General features: G+C 39.0%; 15 protein-coding genes. 2 read left to right on the top strand and 13 right to left on the bottom strand.

The genetic code is table 11. The annotated features are described in order from the left end of the window. Window positions 1-45: 45 nt before the first annotated feature. From ADM90_RS04365 to ADM90_RS04310, 12 genes are all read right to left on the bottom strand, one after another. Entirely contained in the window at window positions 46-1,962 is a 1,917-nt protein-coding gene (locus ADM90_RS04365; protein ID WP_053993831.1) for a stage V sporulation protein D, read from the bottom strand. A 74-nt stretch (window positions 1,963-2,036) separates the two neighbouring features. Beyond that, on the bottom strand, window positions 2,037-4,259 hold the full coding sequence (locus tag ADM90_RS04360) for a penicillin-binding transpeptidase domain-containing protein (RefSeq protein WP_053993830.1): 2,223 nt from the start codon (window positions 4,257-4,259) through the stop codon (window positions 2,037-2,039). After that, on the bottom strand, window positions 4,256-4,624 hold the full coding sequence (gene ftsL2, locus ADM90_RS04355) for a cell division protein FtsL (RefSeq protein WP_053993829.1): 369 nt from the start codon (window positions 4,622-4,624) through the stop codon (window positions 4,256-4,258). The genes ADM90_RS04360 and ftsL2 overlap by 4 nt, the downstream gene beginning before the upstream one ends. Further along, window positions 4,625-5,575, bottom strand: coding sequence for a 16S rRNA (cytosine(1402)-N(4))-methyltransferase RsmH (gene rsmH, locus ADM90_RS04350; RefSeq protein ID WP_053993828.1), 951 nt, complete (start codon window positions 5,573-5,575; stop codon window positions 4,625-4,627). It lies immediately after the preceding gene. A gap of 61 nt (window positions 5,576-5,636) precedes the next feature. Further along, window positions 5,637-6,068, bottom strand: coding sequence for a division/cell wall cluster transcriptional repressor MraZ (mraZ, locus tag ADM90_RS04345; RefSeq protein ID WP_053993827.1), 432 nt, complete (start codon window positions 6,066-6,068; stop codon window positions 5,637-5,639). Window positions 6,069-6,322: 254 nt separating this feature from the next. After that, on the bottom strand, window positions 6,323-7,939 hold the full coding sequence (gene bshC, locus ADM90_RS04340) for a bacillithiol biosynthesis cysteine-adding enzyme BshC (RefSeq protein ID WP_053993826.1): 1,617 nt from the start codon (window positions 7,937-7,939) through the stop codon (window positions 6,323-6,325). A 473-nt stretch (window positions 7,940-8,412) separates the two neighbouring features. Beyond that, the gene (locus ADM90_RS04335; protein ID WP_053993825.1) at window positions 8,413-8,808 is read right to left on the bottom strand and encodes a DUF3397 domain-containing protein; all 396 of its coding nucleotides are present in this window, start codon (window positions 8,806-8,808) and stop codon (window positions 8,413-8,415) included. Then, window positions 8,805-9,707, bottom strand: coding sequence for a ketopantoate reductase family protein (locus tag ADM90_RS04330; protein WP_053993824.1), 903 nt, complete (start codon window positions 9,705-9,707; stop codon window positions 8,805-8,807). Before ADM90_RS04330 ends, ADM90_RS04335 begins: the two co-directional genes overlap by 4 nt. 155 nt (window positions 9,708-9,862) lie before the next feature. Further along, window positions 9,863-10,240, bottom strand: coding sequence for a transcriptional regulator (locus tag ADM90_RS04325; protein ID WP_053993823.1), 378 nt, complete (start codon window positions 10,238-10,240; stop codon window positions 9,863-9,865). A gap of 110 nt (window positions 10,241-10,350) precedes the next feature. Continuing rightward, on the bottom strand, window positions 10,351-11,118 hold the full coding sequence (locus tag ADM90_RS04320; protein WP_053993822.1) for an enoyl-CoA hydratase/isomerase family protein: 768 nt from the start codon (window positions 11,116-11,118) through the stop codon (window positions 10,351-10,353). Window positions 11,119-11,281: 163 nt separating this feature from the next. After that, the gene (gene rpmF, locus ADM90_RS04315; protein WP_004224819.1) at window positions 11,282-11,455 is read right to left on the bottom strand and encodes a 50S ribosomal protein L32; all 174 of its coding nucleotides are present in this window, start codon (window positions 11,453-11,455) and stop codon (window positions 11,282-11,284) included. A 23-nt stretch (window positions 11,456-11,478) separates the two neighbouring features. Then, window positions 11,479-12,012, bottom strand: a complete 534-nt coding sequence (locus tag ADM90_RS04310) for a YceD family protein (protein ID WP_053993821.1) — start codon at window positions 12,010-12,012, stop codon at window positions 11,479-11,481. A gap of 168 nt (window positions 12,013-12,180) precedes the next feature. On the opposite strand from ADM90_RS04310, the gene ADM90_RS04305 reads away from it, so the two are divergent. Then, on the top strand, window positions 12,181-13,392 hold the full coding sequence (locus tag ADM90_RS04305) for a nucleotidyltransferase (protein ID WP_053993820.1): 1,212 nt from the start codon (window positions 12,181-12,183) through the stop codon (window positions 13,390-13,392). A gap of 39 nt (window positions 13,393-13,431) precedes the next feature. On the opposite strand, the gene ADM90_RS04300 is transcribed toward ADM90_RS04305, so the two are convergent. Further along, window positions 13,432-14,478 (bottom strand): SepM family pheromone-processing serine protease, encoded by a 1,047-nt coding sequence (locus ADM90_RS04300; protein ID WP_083448452.1) that lies wholly within the window; start codon window positions 14,476-14,478, stop codon window positions 13,432-13,434. 118 nt (window positions 14,479-14,596) lie between these two features. Here ADM90_RS04300 and ADM90_RS04295 point away from each other — a divergent pair, with 118 nt between their 5' ends. After that, a complete protein-coding gene (locus ADM90_RS04295; protein WP_235473312.1) occupies window positions 14,597-15,496 on the top strand; it encodes a hypothetical protein in 900 nt (299 codons plus the stop codon). Window positions 15,497-15,644: the final 148 nt, after the last annotated feature.

The following is a 15,644-nucleotide window of genomic DNA, read 5'->3' as shown; positions in this document are numbered from 1 at the left end:
CATAATAATAGTGGTTTTTTCCCATTTTTTAAAGGTAAAGTTATATTAGTTCTCCAAATATAAATGAATGGTACCATCTTGTTTGATAACACTATCCACTTCAGGCAATTGATTGCCAATTTTAGTGCCCTCTCCATGCCATTCTATACGGAATGGATAAAATTGCTTAGCAATATCATCTTTTGTTTGACCGATAAAATTCGGTACCTTCACAGTAATTGGATCCCCATAACGATAATCCTTTTCTAGCTGTTCCTTTGATTTTTCAATACCAACAAAAGGTGCAACATCCTCAATAATTTGCCCAACAATAGGTGCTGCTACAACTCCACCAAATTGTGTTGTCTTTTTTGGATTGTCAACTGCTACATAGACTACGATTTGTGGATTGTCTGCTGGGGCAAAGCCAATAAATGATACAATGTACTCTCCACTTATATAACGGCTATTTTCAACCTTCTGAGCCGTTCCTGTTTTACCACCAATTCGTAAGCCATCTCGAAAGGCTTGTCGCCCTGAGCCATTCGCCACTACAGACTCCAATGCACCTCGAACCTTTGCAGAGGTTTCCTCTCGAATCACCTGATTTTTAACAGTTGATTTCGTTTCTTGTATAACCTCTCCTGTTTTTGGATTAAAAACCTTTTTTACAACATATGGCGTATAAAGCTTGCCCCCATTGATAGCAGCTGCCACCGCTTGCACCTGTTGAATCGGTGTAACAGCTACCCCCTGCCCAAATGACGTTGTAGCCTGTTCTACTGGTCCAAAGGCTTCCTTCGAAAATAAAATACCTGAAGCTTCACCAGCAATATTAGAACCCGTCTTTTGACCAAAGCCAAAATCTTTAATATATTGCAGCAAGCGTTCATTGCCTAGTCGCTGTCCTAGTTCGATAAAGCCTGGGTTACAGGAGTTTTCAACTACCTCTAAAAAGGTTTCATGACCATGACCCTCACGCTTCCAGCATCGAAGCTTAGCACCAGCAACCATTGTATACCCTGGATCATGAAATGTATCGTTTTCTAAATCCACTAAATTTTCTTCCAATGCTGCACTAAGGGTAATAATTTTAAAAGTAGAGCCTGGCTCATAGGTCATCCATACCGGTAAATTTCGGTTATAGATAGCTGGTTCTACTAACTGATAGTCAGTAGGATGAAAAGTTGGATAAGAGGCTAATGCTAAAATTTCGCCATTATTTGGATTCATCGCAATAGCCAAGGCCTGATCTGCATCATAGCGCTTCATTGCCTGCGATAATTCACGCTCAACAACTTGCTGGACATCCACATCAATAGTCAGCTCAATCGTTGCACCATCCTCTCCTGCTTTCCAAGCACTTGCAACATTAGATAAATTATTGCCCTTAGCATCCGTAAAAAGACGAATTGCAGAAGAGTTAGCGGTTAAAAATTTATTATATTCATATTCAATCCCAGCTAGGCCCTGTGCATCATAGCCTGTAAATCCTAAAAATCGAGAAAGCATTGTACCATAGGGATAATCTCGTGAATAATCCACGCCACTATAGAGCCCTTCAATTTGCATACCTTGTAATTTCACTGCTTTTTCATAGGGGATATTTTTTCCTTCTGGCGCAAGCTTGACTAAGTAATCTTTTTTCATCATCTTCTCGAGAAGCTTCTCTTTATCCACTTCTAAAACTTGTGCAATCTTTTCGGCTGCTCCTTCAATATCCTTACTTTGAGCAGGCATAAAGTATAAAGTTGGTGCTAGCTTATTCGTGACAATACTTTCACCATCACGATCTGTAATATGCCCTCGTTCATTGGCAAATGGAATTTCTCGATCCCAGTTTTCTTCTGCCTTCTTCGTCAGTTCTTTTTGATCCAATACCTGCAAAAAAAACAACCGAATAATAATTGCCGCTACTACACACATAAACAGCACATATAAAATTCGTAAACGCTTTTTAGAATGGATAGAAATCCACTTCATTCGACATCACACCTTGTTTTTTACAACGTATGAAATAAAGTGGACTTCTATTCAGCGTTATTTTCACCCTCTGCTTACTCCAGCTCTTCTTCTGAGACTTCTCCCTCAGTAGCAGCTTCAACATCCTGTATAAAACTTTCAGCAGGCGTTTTAAGCTTGACAACAATTGGTGAACGATCATTAATAATCGTTCCTGCTGAGACACTTTGACTAGCAACAAAGCCCTCACCGAAAATTTCCATTTCTATTCCTGCCATTGCCTTGTAAACAAGTAAATTCCGCAATGACCAATTCGTAAAGTCTGGTAATGTACTATCACCGTCTGTTTTTAAAAATACAAAACTACCTTTTACAAGTTTTTGAGCATCTTTTGGATATTGATCAATAATTTGACCGCCACCACCAATAATTATTGGCTGTAAACCATCATTTGCTAACTCTACTTGAATAGCCTCCGCATTGCGGTCTGTATAATCCTGAATGCTCACCTGATCCACATGCTGGACATCACCAGGATTAATATTTAGATGCTTTAAGCTATTTAACATAACAGGATTAAATACTTTTGATACAGGCACTGAACCTTGCTCGCCCTGTTTTAATTTCGGTTTTTTCACGGAAACATAAACAATCAACTGCGGATCATCTACAGGAGCCAAGCCTAAAAATGAATAAAGATATTGATTTGAAAGATAACCACCACTTGCTTTTGGAATTTGGGCAGTCCCTGTTTTCCCTGCTACCTCGTAATCCTCTAGTACAAAATCCTTTGCTGTACCTTTTTCAGCTGTTAATGTAGACGCAAGAATTTCTCGTACTTGTTTAGCCGTATCAGCTTTAATTGGCTGTCCCTTTTCAACAGGTTTATGGTTTTGAAGAACTTTTCCTGTCGATGGGTCTACAATACGCTCAATAACGTATGGCTGCATCATTTTGCCATCATTTGCGATAGCTGTCATTGCTTGTACTAGCTGAATCGGTGTTACAGTAGAACCTTGACCAAAAGTAGTCGTTACGCGTTCAACTGGGTATTTGGATAACAATGTACCTGTTGCTTCATTTGGCAAATCAATACCTGTTTGCTGGCCAAAACCAAAGCGATCTAAATAATCAAAAAAGACATCTTCACCAATAATTTTTAATAGGTGTGCCATCGCTGTATTGGATGACAGTTGAAATCCTTGTAAATAGGTAATCGTGCCCCACCCTCGACCATTATTATGGTCTTTAATTACCTGATCAAGCACCTTGTATCTACCTGACGCATAGGTTGCATTTGGTGGCCATGTACCTGTATCAATCGCCGAAGCAAGCGTGAATGTTTTCATCGTTGAGCCAGGTTCAATGGTCTCCTCAATCACTTCGTTGAGCCACTTCATATTTTGGCTATCTCGTGTTTCAGGGTTAAATGTAGGGCGCTGGGACATCGCTAAAATTTTCCCTGTTTTCGCATCTGCAACAACCGCTGTCATCGCTTCAGGGCTATATTCATTTTCAACCTTTGTCATTGCTTCTTCTAAAAAGCTTTGAATGGTTTTATCAAGTGTTAAATAAATATCATTACCGTCTTTTGCAGGTGTGACCATTTTCTCACTATTCGGTAGCAAGTAACTAAAGGCATCTGTTTCATACTTGACCTTACCATTCACACCTGTTAGTTCCTTATTATACGTATATTCAAGACCCATTTCGCCTTTTGTAATGATCGTTCCATCGCCGTTATCCTTTTTTAATGCATAGCCTATTAAATGTGAGGCAAATACACCATTAGGATAATAACGCTTTAAGTCATTCACAAATAAAATACCTGGTAATTTTTCGTCTTTGATTTTCGTCATAACCTCATAACTAATGCCTCGACCTGCACTACCAAACTCTACTTGATATAGGGGCTTCCCATCACTTCTATAACGGTTATTTAACTTTTTAAGAATATCCTCTTCCTTCAATTCAGGAATATGTTTAGCTAAAACTTCTGCTGTTTTTTCAGCATCCACAACATGTCGAGGATCTTTTGCATTTGTTGTAGCCGCTTCACTTACAATTGCCACCAATCGATAGCTTAATGTATCCTCTGCTATCACCTGACCATTGCGATCATAAATCTTTCCTCGATTGGCTGTAATAACACTTTCTTTGCCATACTTAGCTGCCGCTTTGGCAGCTAGCTCCTGTCCTTCTATTTGTCCTGTCGCTTGAATGGTCACCATTCTTGTAAATAATAGAAAAAAGAGCCCTCCATAAAAAATTAATAATAGAAAGGCTCCCCATTGGAATCGAAATCTCTTTTTTTTCATTCTCCCGGCACTACCTTTACATTTTTCTCATTTTGAGTTAAACCGAGTTCTTCCGCTTTTTTCCATATATTTTCATATGTAGAAAGTTCACTTACACGAACTGTTAAGTCAACATTCTTTCTTGCCACTTTATCTGCTTCAATTTCAATTTTTTGGATGTCCATACTTGTTGTTTGGATAGCTGCTTGCTTATTTAGCACGAAGATGCCTAATACAGCGATCATACCAACTAATATGAGTAGCATTGTTTTTTCAAACTTCTGGTTTGTTTTTTTACGACGTCTGATAGTGGGTTGTGGACTAGGTGGTGTTATTGGTTGTTGCACTTGTTGATGTTGGTGCTGCCTTACACGAACTGCTGCCATTTACTCACGCCCTTTGTCGTTAATTTTCTCTACCACTCTAAGCTTTGCTGAACGTGCACGATTATTAACCGCCAGTTCCTCATCAGAGGGAACAATCGGTTTTCGTGTAATAAGCTTTAAAGTTGGTTTTTTGTCATCAGGAATTACAGGTAAATTTGGTGGTAATTCCGGTAATGACGATGCTTCCTTAAAAATGGTCTTGCATAGGCGGTCTTCCAATGAGTGGAACGTAATAACACTGATACGTCCACCTACGTTAATCATATCAATCGCATCGACTAATGAATCCTCTGCTGCGCCTAGTTCGTCATTGACAGCAATTCGTATTGCCTGGAAAACGCGCTTCGCCGGATGTCCACCCTTTCGGCGTGCCGCTGCTGGAATACCCTCTTTAATTAATTCTACAAGTTGACTAGTCGTTTCAATCGGCGCTTCCTTACGTGCTGCTTCAATTTTACGAGCCACTTGCTTTGAAAACTTTTCTTCCCCATAACGGAAAAATATCCGCACAAGGTCTTCATATGCCCACTCGTTGACAACCTCAAATGCTGTAAGTGCTGCTGTTTGATCCATACGCATATCAAGCGGAGCATCATGGTGATAGCTAAAGCCTCGTTCAGGTGTATCTAACTGTGGAGAAGATACGCCTAAATCATATAAAACACCATCAACCTGCTTGATGCCATGAGCCAGTAGTTGCTCTTTTAAATAGCGAAAATTCGAATGGATAAATGTTACACGCTCTATAAAAGGTGCTAATCGAATTTTTGCATTTTCTATAGCCGTTGTATCCTGGTCGAAGCAAATTAAACGACCTTTATCGGATAATTGTTGTACTAAATATTCACTGTGTCCTGCACCACCTAGCGTACAATCCACATAAATACCATCAGGATCGATGTTCAACCCATCAACAGTTTCTTTTAATAACACGGTTGTATGATCGAACATACCACTCGCTCCTCTCAGGCCTTAACCTTAGTTAGCTGTCGCTAACCTATCTAATCAAAAGTTAAAAATCAAAGCCAATCATATTTTCTGCAATTTCATTAAAAGATTGCTCAGACTCACTAAAGTACGCTTCCCAGGCATCCTTAGCCCAAATTTCAATGCGATTGGAAACGCCTAACACTACACATTCCTTCACAAGATGCGCATGCTGGATAAGTGTAGCTGGGATATTAATACGTCCTTGCTTGTCTATCTCTACCTCAGTTGCGCCAGAAAAGAAAAACCTCGCAAATGCTCGTGTATCCTTTTTAGTCATCGGTAAATCTTTTAACTTTTCTTCGAGTTTTCGCCATTCATTCATAGGATAGCCAAATAGACAATTATCGAGACCTCTTGTAACCACAAACGTTTCGCCTAAAGCTTCACGAAATTTTGCCGGTACGGTTAATCGCCCTTTCGCATCAACGGAGTGTTGATATTCTCCCATGAACATACTACTCACCCCACTTTATTAAATAATGTACCACATCCCCCCACTTTCCTCCACTTTTTTTAAAAAAAACTTGACATTTTTACTCTTAATGTGTAATTAGACCTTTAGGAAATTATTTGACATATGCTAAATGACATAAATAAAGAGCTACCCTTAGTAGGATAGCTCTTGATATACTATTTTTCTCGACATTATTCATCAAATCTACATCGTATCAAATTATTATTTAGGTACAAAGTAGTCAGTATTTGAAATTATAAATAAAGTATATAGTGGTGTTTACCGATGCTGTATTGTTGCTTTAGCATTTCTCGCATAAACATAGGTCCAAACTCATTGAAATATTGATATGGATTATAGGCTCTCTCTTGAAATCCATCATTTGGATACAGTTCATTTTGCAATGTCGTAAATTTCCGGATTGTGGTTTCATGCTTGTTAAGGACCATTTGCTCAATTTTTTGCTGTAGGTAGTCAAATTGCTTGAGATGATGCTCTTGATTTTTTATAAGTATTTTATCTAAATAGAGATGTTGTTCTTCTAAATAGGATGTAAGCTCCTTATACTTTTCTGTAATCATTTGCTGCATCGTTTGAATTTGACGCTTCGCCTCATAATCCTGCACATCGGCAATAAAGCGCTCCTTCAGCTGTAATGCTTTCCCATCCCATACATCCGCAACCGATAGCTGATACTCACGTAATAATTGCTCAACATGACGAGTTACAATTGTAATATGCAGACGAGGTGCGAAAATCGGCATTTGTAGATCTAACACAGCAAAGGCATTTTTTAATGTTGCCCAATACGCTAACTCTCCTGGACCACCAACAAATGCCAACACAGGCAATGTCATTTCCTGCATTAATGGACGAGTCACAACATTATTACTTAAACGTTCAGGCTGCTTCTCTGCAATCTCTAAAAGCTCTTCTCGAGAAAGCTTAATATTTGCTGCTAAATTAACAAAAAGCTTATTTTTTCTCTCTAAAAGATGGCGCTCCCCATCCTTCACGTAGAATAAATTAGCTGCTTCATTGGTTGCTAAAATGGGCTTGCCATAGCCAGCATGTGCAAGCTCCTCTTCCTTTTGGGTTACAACCCTCGCAATTTCTTCACTGTGCTGAATAATACGTGCAAAAGAGTTACTTTCATATTGACGCAATTGCAAATCTGCTGCATCCATTAACAGTAAGCCCTCATCCTTAAACAATCGATTCATCAGTTGCGCAAAGAAATCTGTAAATGTTTCACTCACATTTAATGCATCTACTAGTTGTTGTATTAATCCTTCGGTAAACGCTGTTTCGCCATAATCTTTCACAATGCTATTGATCAATTGTGTCATTGCCTCTTTATTTAGCGCTGTTGCAGATGCCATTGTTTTGCGTTTCGAGCGCTCACTATATGCACGTTTTTTAAGTGCTTCACCACGTACTGTATAAGTATGATTAATTTCATCTAAATCATGATCTTCTCCAGCTATCCAAAAGACAGGAACAATAGGCTGCTGTAGCTTTTCACTTTGTTCTTTTGCTAATGCAATCACCGAAATCGCTTTATGAACTGAGTAAAGAGGACCCGTTAAGATACCTGCTTGCTGCCCACCGACTATTACCAGAGCTCCTTGCTCTAATTGTTTTAAATGTTCATTCGCTTTGTTCGATAGCCCCAGTGGCTCCATAAATTGGCGGATAATTGCTGTTAGTTCTTTTTGGTCACGGGTGTGCTGTTCTAAATACGCTGCTCTTTTCTCAAAAGCTCGATCATTATAATCATATTCAAAAAACCCATGGATGGCAGTATTTGGCGCCCAATAATCTGCTAGCACATGATTTTTGATCGGTGCTTGGATAGACTCCAGTTTCATTTAACAAAAACTCCTCTACTCGCTAAATCATTTTCTTATTTTAATGAGAAATTGCTTCCATTCATGCTATTCACATTGCTGCCGCTTCATTTTCACACAGAAAGCATTTTAATGCTGAAGTTGCGTGACAAAGGTACATTTTCAACAGCAGAATAATCCTACTCTATGCTTCTAGCACTAGGATTTAGTCAATATTCCCATTTGTATAGAATATTTTTTATTACCACTCACAATAAACGCATGCCAAAACACTTGTGTCCATTCTATTAAAATACAAAAGCTTTTCGCTTTGGTACTCGCTTTCTATAGGCTTTTCTTTGTTGTGCGATTGTTCCTGTCGAGAGCCTTACATCACCGCCCCAGGCTCTTGCCTACCTTCTATAGAAATAGCAATCATCATGTTTGCTTATTTAGAGTTACTATTTGAATGCTACTATTTTAACGCTTATAGCGCCAACATCAAAAGAAAATGCTTACGCCACCTGTAAATATTCTACAATGGATTGAATAACACCTATTATACAAATAACAACATAGGCTGTACTCAGTATTAAAAACAAAAAACGCCATATTTTTTTTAATAATAGCTTTACTTCGAGCTCCTTTTTTGTCCGCCAATCAATATATGTAAAAATCATGGCCATCATTATTGCCAGCATCACTAAAAGTGCTCCTACATTTATATGCCAAAGCACACCAATTGCTAAGGGTACTGAAAAAAATAAGCACAATGTTGTAATATCTGATGCTGCGCCAAATGCATGTGTGCCACGAATTTTAATTTTTCGACCAATCAGATAGACAATGATAAACAGGATAATTGGGCAAAAAATTATGATACTAATGATGATATGTAAAAGGTCTTTCAACTTCGTTCACCGCTCTCCTCTATGGCAAGTACTTGGTGATATAGGGTACGCAAAGTAGGTAAATTATGACCATTCGCCAAGGCTTTGCTAAGAATAACGCCAACAATTGTGTCAATCTCACTTTTTCTACCCTGCATACGGTCTGCAAGCATAGATGATGTGTTTTTGGCCGTTTTCCTACATAAGTCTACCACATCGTTAAAGGATATAGTGTGTTCAATATTTGTAAAAGCTTCTGTAAGCTCCTTATAGATGGTTTGCATCAACAGAAAGGCTTGTTGATTTGTCACTAGCTCCCCATTCTTCACTTGTAATACAACCGTTAATGGATTAATTAAACTATTAAATATGGCTTTTTCAAAGAGCATTTGCTCCGCATCCTCAACAACGTCTATAGGAAGCAAACGATTTTGTAGTTGTAGCACCTGCTGAAAGGCCTGTTGCTGTCCACGCCCTATCGCAATTTTACAAGAGCCAATCCCGTTATGCTGAACTGTAGATTGCCCTAACACGCGTGCACCGAAAGCGACAGAGCAAAAGGCGATATTATTATGTGGCAACCTAAGTGCTTCCTCAAAATGCGCTAAACCATTTTGCATAAATAACAATGGTGTATCTTTTGATAAAGCAATAATTTGTTCGTAGAGCTTCTGTAAATGACCATATTTAACAGCAAGTACGATTAAATCTTGTGGTGGTAAAGTAGCTAAATTCGTAGTAGCCATAACCATATGGATGGTGGTTGTTCCATCCACATTCATCCGTGTTAACTGATGTGTATTCAGTTCATCTACCTGTTCCTGTCTTCTTACCACCAATGTGACAGACATACCAGCTTCAGCGAAAAAGCTTGCGATTAACTGCCCAACCGCTCCAGCACCAATAATCGCCACCTTCATCATCCCTCTCTCCTTTCCTTCCTATAAGAACAAGGTGCCTCAGAATTTTCTAAGGCACCTCCTACACATATTCTTCTATTATACAGGATGGATGAATTGTTGACGATATACAGATAGAAAAACCACTACACTTCCTTTTGGTTGCTCTATTGATGTTAATCTTTCATCAACGAATATCCTTGCTGCAGCCATTTCACTAACTTATCATGTTCATTTTGCAATTCACGGTGCTTCATTTCAAGATTTTGATAAGCCTCTGTTAATTCGTCAAAACTTGTCAATGCCAATTTCAAGTGACTTCGCATAGATTGCTGCGGCTGATTGCGTACGGCTAATAGTGACTGACTATATTGACTACGCAGTGTTTTATTCCATCGAAAACCACATGCCTGTTTTGTACGGCCTAATTCTGCAGCGGCTAATTCAAAGGCTTCTAGCTGTGTTTTGCCATTTTGTACATTATGCAATACAATTTCTGCTAGTCTTTCATCGTCTTCCTTTGTCCATTGATCTTTTCTTTTTTTCAATTCCATAATCTATCACCCTCGCATTTTTTACTACTATATGCAAAAGCAAGCAAAATAGAATCATTGCATGAAAAAAGACAATGATGAAGTTTTCCCCTCACCATTGCCTCTATCCCTTATTGATTGTTCTTCTTCGTCAAGAAATTATTAACAGCCTCGTGATGTGCTTCACTCTCCCATAATTTTGCACAGGTGCGCACTTCCTCCATCACACGCTTATACATATTGCGCTCACGCCACTTACGAAGCTCAATTTCTTTATAGGCTTTATGAACAGATGGATGAATCTTTCGCATATGTTCAATAAAGTCGTTTAATGCCTCTTCTTTTGAGCCTTCAAAAACACGCATTGCCCATCCTATGTCATATAGTAGCTGTGCTGGATAAGGCTTGGCATCCACTAGCATCTTCATTGCACGATCATGACGCAAGCCTCGCTCAAATAGATATGTACCTCCGCCCCAGCCACTTGTAATAGCTAAGGTTCCTTGAATAAAACCACATTTTGCATGACTGGCTAGTAGACGAAAATCACAGGCTGTAGCAATTTCACAGCCTCCACCAACAGCCGTCCCATTAATCAGTGCGATAGTTGGTACAGGAAGCGTTGCAAGATCATATAAGATGTTCCCCATCTTGCTTAACATACCAAATGCCTCATCCTCTGTTTCCAATGAATGAAACTCTGATAAATCTCCTCCTGAGCAAAATGATTTATCGCCTGCACCTGTTACTACTAAAAAGCGTACATCCTCATGCTCACGAATATATGTAATAACTTCCTGTAATCCATTCATTACCTCATCATTCACAGCATTGCGCTTTTCCTCACGATTAATCGTAAACGTCATAATGCCATCATCATTATCAATCTTATAAGACATATTATTACCCCCTTTGTTTCAATAAATAAATTGTATCATACAATTATTTTACTATTATAAAGAACTTCATAATCAACGAAATATTCCGTCTTTTCAAGCTAACAAAAAGGCTAGTAAAGAGCCATGGTCTCTCTACTAGCCTTTTAAGTGAGCAAACACTGTATTATTTGCTAACTACTTCTTTACCTTTGTATTGTCCGCAAGCTTTGCAAACACGGTGTGATAATTTAGCCTCACCACAGTTAGGGCAAGTTACCATACCAGGTACAGATAATTTGAAATGCGTACGACGCTTTCTTTTTGCAGTTTTAGAAGTTCTTCTAAATGGTACAGCCATTATGGCACCTCCTTACAGATCGTCTATTCGTCTGTTTGATCAAAATACTTAGCTAAAGCAGCTAGTCTTGGATCCACTTTTTGTTCGTCAGCTTTTTTGTGTAGCTCTACGTCTTCGTCTGTTGCATAAGACCAATTTTTTCCACCTTGCACTTGTCCTTCAGAATCTTCCTTGAACACTTGCATAGGTATCTCAAGTAACACAAGCTCCTCGAGAATTGGCTTCATGTCGATGACTTCACCATCTATATAGTGAATGTCTCCATCATCGTCTCCTCGTTTATCTTCGTCAATCCAGCTAAAAATTTCAACTGTCTTAACTTCAATTGGAAACTCAACATCCTCCCACGTGCGAGCACATGGTAGTGTTAACGTGGCTGTCACAGTTAACTGACATGTCATTTGCGATGCACCAAAAGTACATAGCCCTTTTACATGAACGGGCGAAATTGCTCGAATATCCTGGTTTCGCTCCATCACTTCGTCCAGTTGGACAAAGGCATCAATTGGCATCCCGTTTTGACGGTATTTCGATAATTGATGAATTGACCATTTCATTCGTTAATCACCTCGAGACAACACTGTTGATTATATAATGTGTAAAAATAGATGTCAAGATAATTTCTTGTCACCATAAAAAAACCCACCTATAATTGTATACGATTAAACGCATAATTGCGTCTAATAAGTTTACAACAAAAACATAATTAAATAAGGAGGGATGGCATGCAGGCAGTTGGAATTGTTGTTGAATATAATCCATTTCACAATGGACATGCCTATCATTTAAAGCAGGCTAAAAAAGTAGCACAGGCAGACGTTGTGATTGCTGTTATGAGTGGAACATTTTTACAGCGTGGAGAACCCGCTATGGTGGATAAATGGACACGTACTCAAATGGCGCTAGCTGGTGGTGTAGATATTGTAATTGAGCTACCTTATGTCTATAGTACAGCACCCGCGACAGATTTTGCTAAAGGCGCTATTTCATTATTAAGCGCTGTCGGCTGTGAGGCTTTTGCGTTTGGCAGTGAAGATGGTTCGATCCAGCCATTTTTAAATACATTTGAGCTCATTAACAATCACCGAACTGAATATAACGCACTCATTAAAGACAGTCTTAAAACGGGTGCAAGCTATCCGAAAAGCTTATATTATGCCTATGAACAGCTTTCTCAGAAGTTCCCTGCTTCATACATTGATCTTGCACAGCCCAACAACATACTTGGTTTTCATTATTTAGAGGCAGCGAAGGCTCTCGATCTTCCTATCCAGCCATTGACGATTCCACGTATCACAGCGGGCTATCACGATGCGCTACAAGAAGATGCCCCCATCGCTAGTGCCACAGGGATACGGAAGGCACTTGCTACTAGCCACTCCTTACAAAGCGTGCAGCATGTTGTTCCTGAGACATCTTTTCAATATTTAGCAAATTGGCAGAAAAAATATTGTACATTTGCCAGCTGGGAAGCCTTTTGGCCATTGTTGCGTTTTACGATTATGCGCCATACGCCTACTGAGTTAAGTCGCTATGCAGAAGTAACTGAAGGCATTGAAAACGCCATCCTAAAAGCAGCCAAAATAAGCCAATCGTTTAGTAGCTTTATGGAAAAAATAAAATCCAAACGCTATACGTGGACACGCCTACAGCGCATGCTTACACATATCTACACAGGCTTTACGAAAGAGCAGCTCCAAAGCTTTCAAGCCCCCTCTTTTGTTCGTTTACTCGGCATGAGCGCCGTAGGGCAGGCTTATTTAGGGCAGCATAAAAAGCATATCGAACTACCGTTGATTAGTAGAGTAGCAGCTACGAATGATGCCATGCTCGCCATTGATATCCGTGCGGCAGAGCTATACAATTTAAGTATAGAGCAAGGATCAACAGACTATATTCTGCCGAAGGACTTCCAAACACCCCCTATTCGCTTTTAAACAGCGGAAAAGAGATGCTAGTGCGCTTCTAGCATCTCTTTATTCTGGCTGTAGCTGCCTTAAATAATCAATCGCATCATCCACTGTTTTCACTGGAACGATTGTCATCTTTGTGCCGATTTCTTTTGCCGTCTTTACTGCTGTTGCATAATTCGATTCTAGCTCTGGATGCTTTGCCTTGATATCTTCAGAAATTTCATCATTCGGTGCAAAGAAAATTTCCATACCATCACGATCAGCGGCTATTACCTTATAATCAATCCCGCCAATTCTACCCACAGAACCATCTACAAGCATTTCGCCCGTACCTGCGATAGCATAGCCTCTTGTTAAATCCTCATCAAGTAACTGATCTAAAATTTCAAGCGTAAACATTAAGCCAGCGGAAGGTCCGCCAATATCCTCTGTTTTCATTGTAACCTTTGGATTTGTCTGAATTGATTTGCTTTCTGTATAAGAAATACCCAATCCTGCACGATGCTCGTTTGTATTAGGAATTTCCTTTAAGGTAATAGTGACTTGCTGTTGCTCCTCATTACGTATAAATTGAATGGTTACCTGATCGCCAAGCTGCTTAGGTGTTAAAAGATCTACAAGCATTTGCTGACTTGTTATTTCTTGCCCATCCACCTCAATGATTTCATCGCCAGCTTTTAAGATCCCATCAGATGCCCCACCATCCAATACATTTAATATAAAAACACCATTAAATTGAATCTTTGTCTCTAGCCCTGCTCTTTGAAAAGCTACATACTTTGCATTGAATTGGGAATCAGACATTAATTTTAACTGTCGAATATTATATTCTTCATCATCTTCTAACGGATTACGCACCTGCTCGATATCCATAAGCTTTTGATACTTTTGCAATTTCGCCCATGCATAAGTAAATGGTGTAGCTTGCTGCATCGCGACAGTCATTAAGCTTAAAGACCCCACACTATCTGCCCCTTTACTATCAACAGTCACAAATTTACTGACATCATACGCACTACCAGGCTTCATAATATACGCGTCTAGTCGGTATAACATCGAAAAACAAATAACGACTAATAACACCACATAAATACTAATTTTTCTCTTCAATTCCACATACCTCCTAGGACGCCTACAAAACCATATGTTCATGTTTTTGTCTTTCACACATATATTGATTTTAGCATTTGCCTATGTGAATGACAAAAAGTTGAAACGAGATGATAACATGTTTGCTACAATTCAAATAGTACTCTGCTTAATTCTTATTCTCTTACTCTTGTTATTCCCACAAACTGCTCATAGTGGTACTGATTTAGGTCTCAATCTTTTTATGGAAGCTCTATTTCCGTATTTACTGCCATATCTTGTATTAACACAATGGCTGCTACGTTTAACAGCCCCTATGCGTACAAAAACAAAACGAGCTTCTTTATACGTACAAGCATATATCATTAGTGCCCTTGGCGGTTATCCGACTGGCGCAACAACTATTGTTTACTTAAAAAACAGTGGCCAGTTACACCTGAAGGAAGCAAATTTTTTACTCGCTGTTTGCCATGCACCAAGTCCACTGTTTGTACTTGGTTTTGTAAGCCTTGACTTACTACACAGTCATACGTTTGGATGGTTATTTTTATGTTTACTACATACTTTTAATATTTGTTGTTTAATAACAGGTTACTTTTTATTTCGCAAAACTGATCCACCTAACATCTCCGTACACAATACTCCATTATATACTGCGCCTTTCTCAGAAAGTATTAGAGAAACAGCTCCAACCATCCTTTTAGTTGGTACGACCATTATCTTTTTTACAACGATTCAGACCATTGTGCAAGAGGGCTTAGATCAAATGCTCCCTGCACTTCCCTATACGATTGAGCTTTCCATCGCAGCTATCCTAGAGGTTACAAATGGGCTTCAAATGACTGTCACAGCCTTTCCAGACCTTCCCTATACCTCTTTGTTAGTTGTTATTTTATTAACTATGCAAAGTATTAGCATTCATTTACAAATTTTTGTTATTGCCAAATCTGCTAAGCTCGCTGTACGTCCCTATATAAAGCTTCGCCTTCTTAGCATAATCATTGTTCCAACTATTTATGCTCTATTTTTTCTGAAATAGCACTGACTTGTTTAAGCAATCAAATCTAATGCTCTCATTCTACATGCTATCCATCTATCCTTCTCAAAATTCTATCCATCATTTTGCAGGTTTTACCCCATCCCCATCAATCTAACAACGTAACTAGCTAGATTCGAATCGTTTCTTT

The organism is Lysinibacillus macroides (genome assembly GCF_001281525.1).
Lineage (GTDB): Bacteria > Bacillota > Bacilli > Bacillales_A > Planococcaceae > Lysinibacillus > Lysinibacillus macroides.
Note: the sequence above shows the minus strand (reverse complement) of the source record. Positions and strands in the feature narration are given on the sequence as shown.

Bases quoted from the DNA above. Each gene is read 5' to 3' on its own strand.
- ADM90_RS04365 (WP_053993831.1), bottom strand. From the start codon at position 1,962: ATGAAGTGGATTTCTATCCATTCTAAAAAGCGTTTACGAATTTTATAT.
- ADM90_RS04360 (WP_053993830.1), bottom strand. From the start codon at position 4,259: ATGAAAAAAAAGAGATTTCGATTCCAATGGGGAGCCTTTCTATTATTA.
- ftsL2 (WP_053993829.1), bottom strand. From the start codon at position 4,624: ATGGCAGCAGTTCGTGTAAGGCAGCACCAACATCAACAAGTGCAACAA.
- rsmH (WP_053993828.1), bottom strand. From the start codon at position 5,575: ATGTTCGATCATACAACCGTGTTATTAAAAGAAACTGTTGATGGGTTG.
- mraZ (WP_053993827.1), bottom strand. From the start codon at position 6,068: ATGTTCATGGGAGAATATCAACACTCCGTTGATGCGAAAGGGCGATTA.
- bshC (WP_053993826.1), bottom strand. From the start codon at position 7,939: ATGAAACTGGAGTCTATCCAAGCACCGATCAAAAATCATGTGCTAGCA.
- ADM90_RS04330 (WP_053993824.1), bottom strand. From the start codon at position 9,707: ATGAAGGTGGCGATTATTGGTGCTGGAGCGGTTGGGCAGTTAATCGCA.
- ADM90_RS04325 (WP_053993823.1), bottom strand. From the start codon at position 10,240: ATGGAATTGAAAAAAAGAAAAGATCAATGGACAAAGGAAGACGATGAA.
- ADM90_RS04320 (WP_053993822.1), bottom strand. From the start codon at position 11,118: ATGTCTTATAAGATTGATAATGATGATGGCATTATGACGTTTACGATT.
- rpmF (WP_004224819.1), bottom strand. From the start codon at position 11,455: ATGGCTGTACCATTTAGAAGAACTTCTAAAACTGCAAAAAGAAAGCGT.
- ADM90_RS04310 (WP_053993821.1), bottom strand. From the start codon at position 12,012: ATGAAATGGTCAATTCATCAATTATCGAAATACCGTCAAAACGGGATG.
- ADM90_RS04305 (WP_053993820.1), top strand. From the start codon at position 12,181: ATGCAGGCAGTTGGAATTGTTGTTGAATATAATCCATTTCACAATGGA.
- ADM90_RS04295 (WP_235473312.1), top strand. From the start codon at position 14,597: ATGTTTGCTACAATTCAAATAGTACTCTGCTTAATTCTTATTCTCTTA.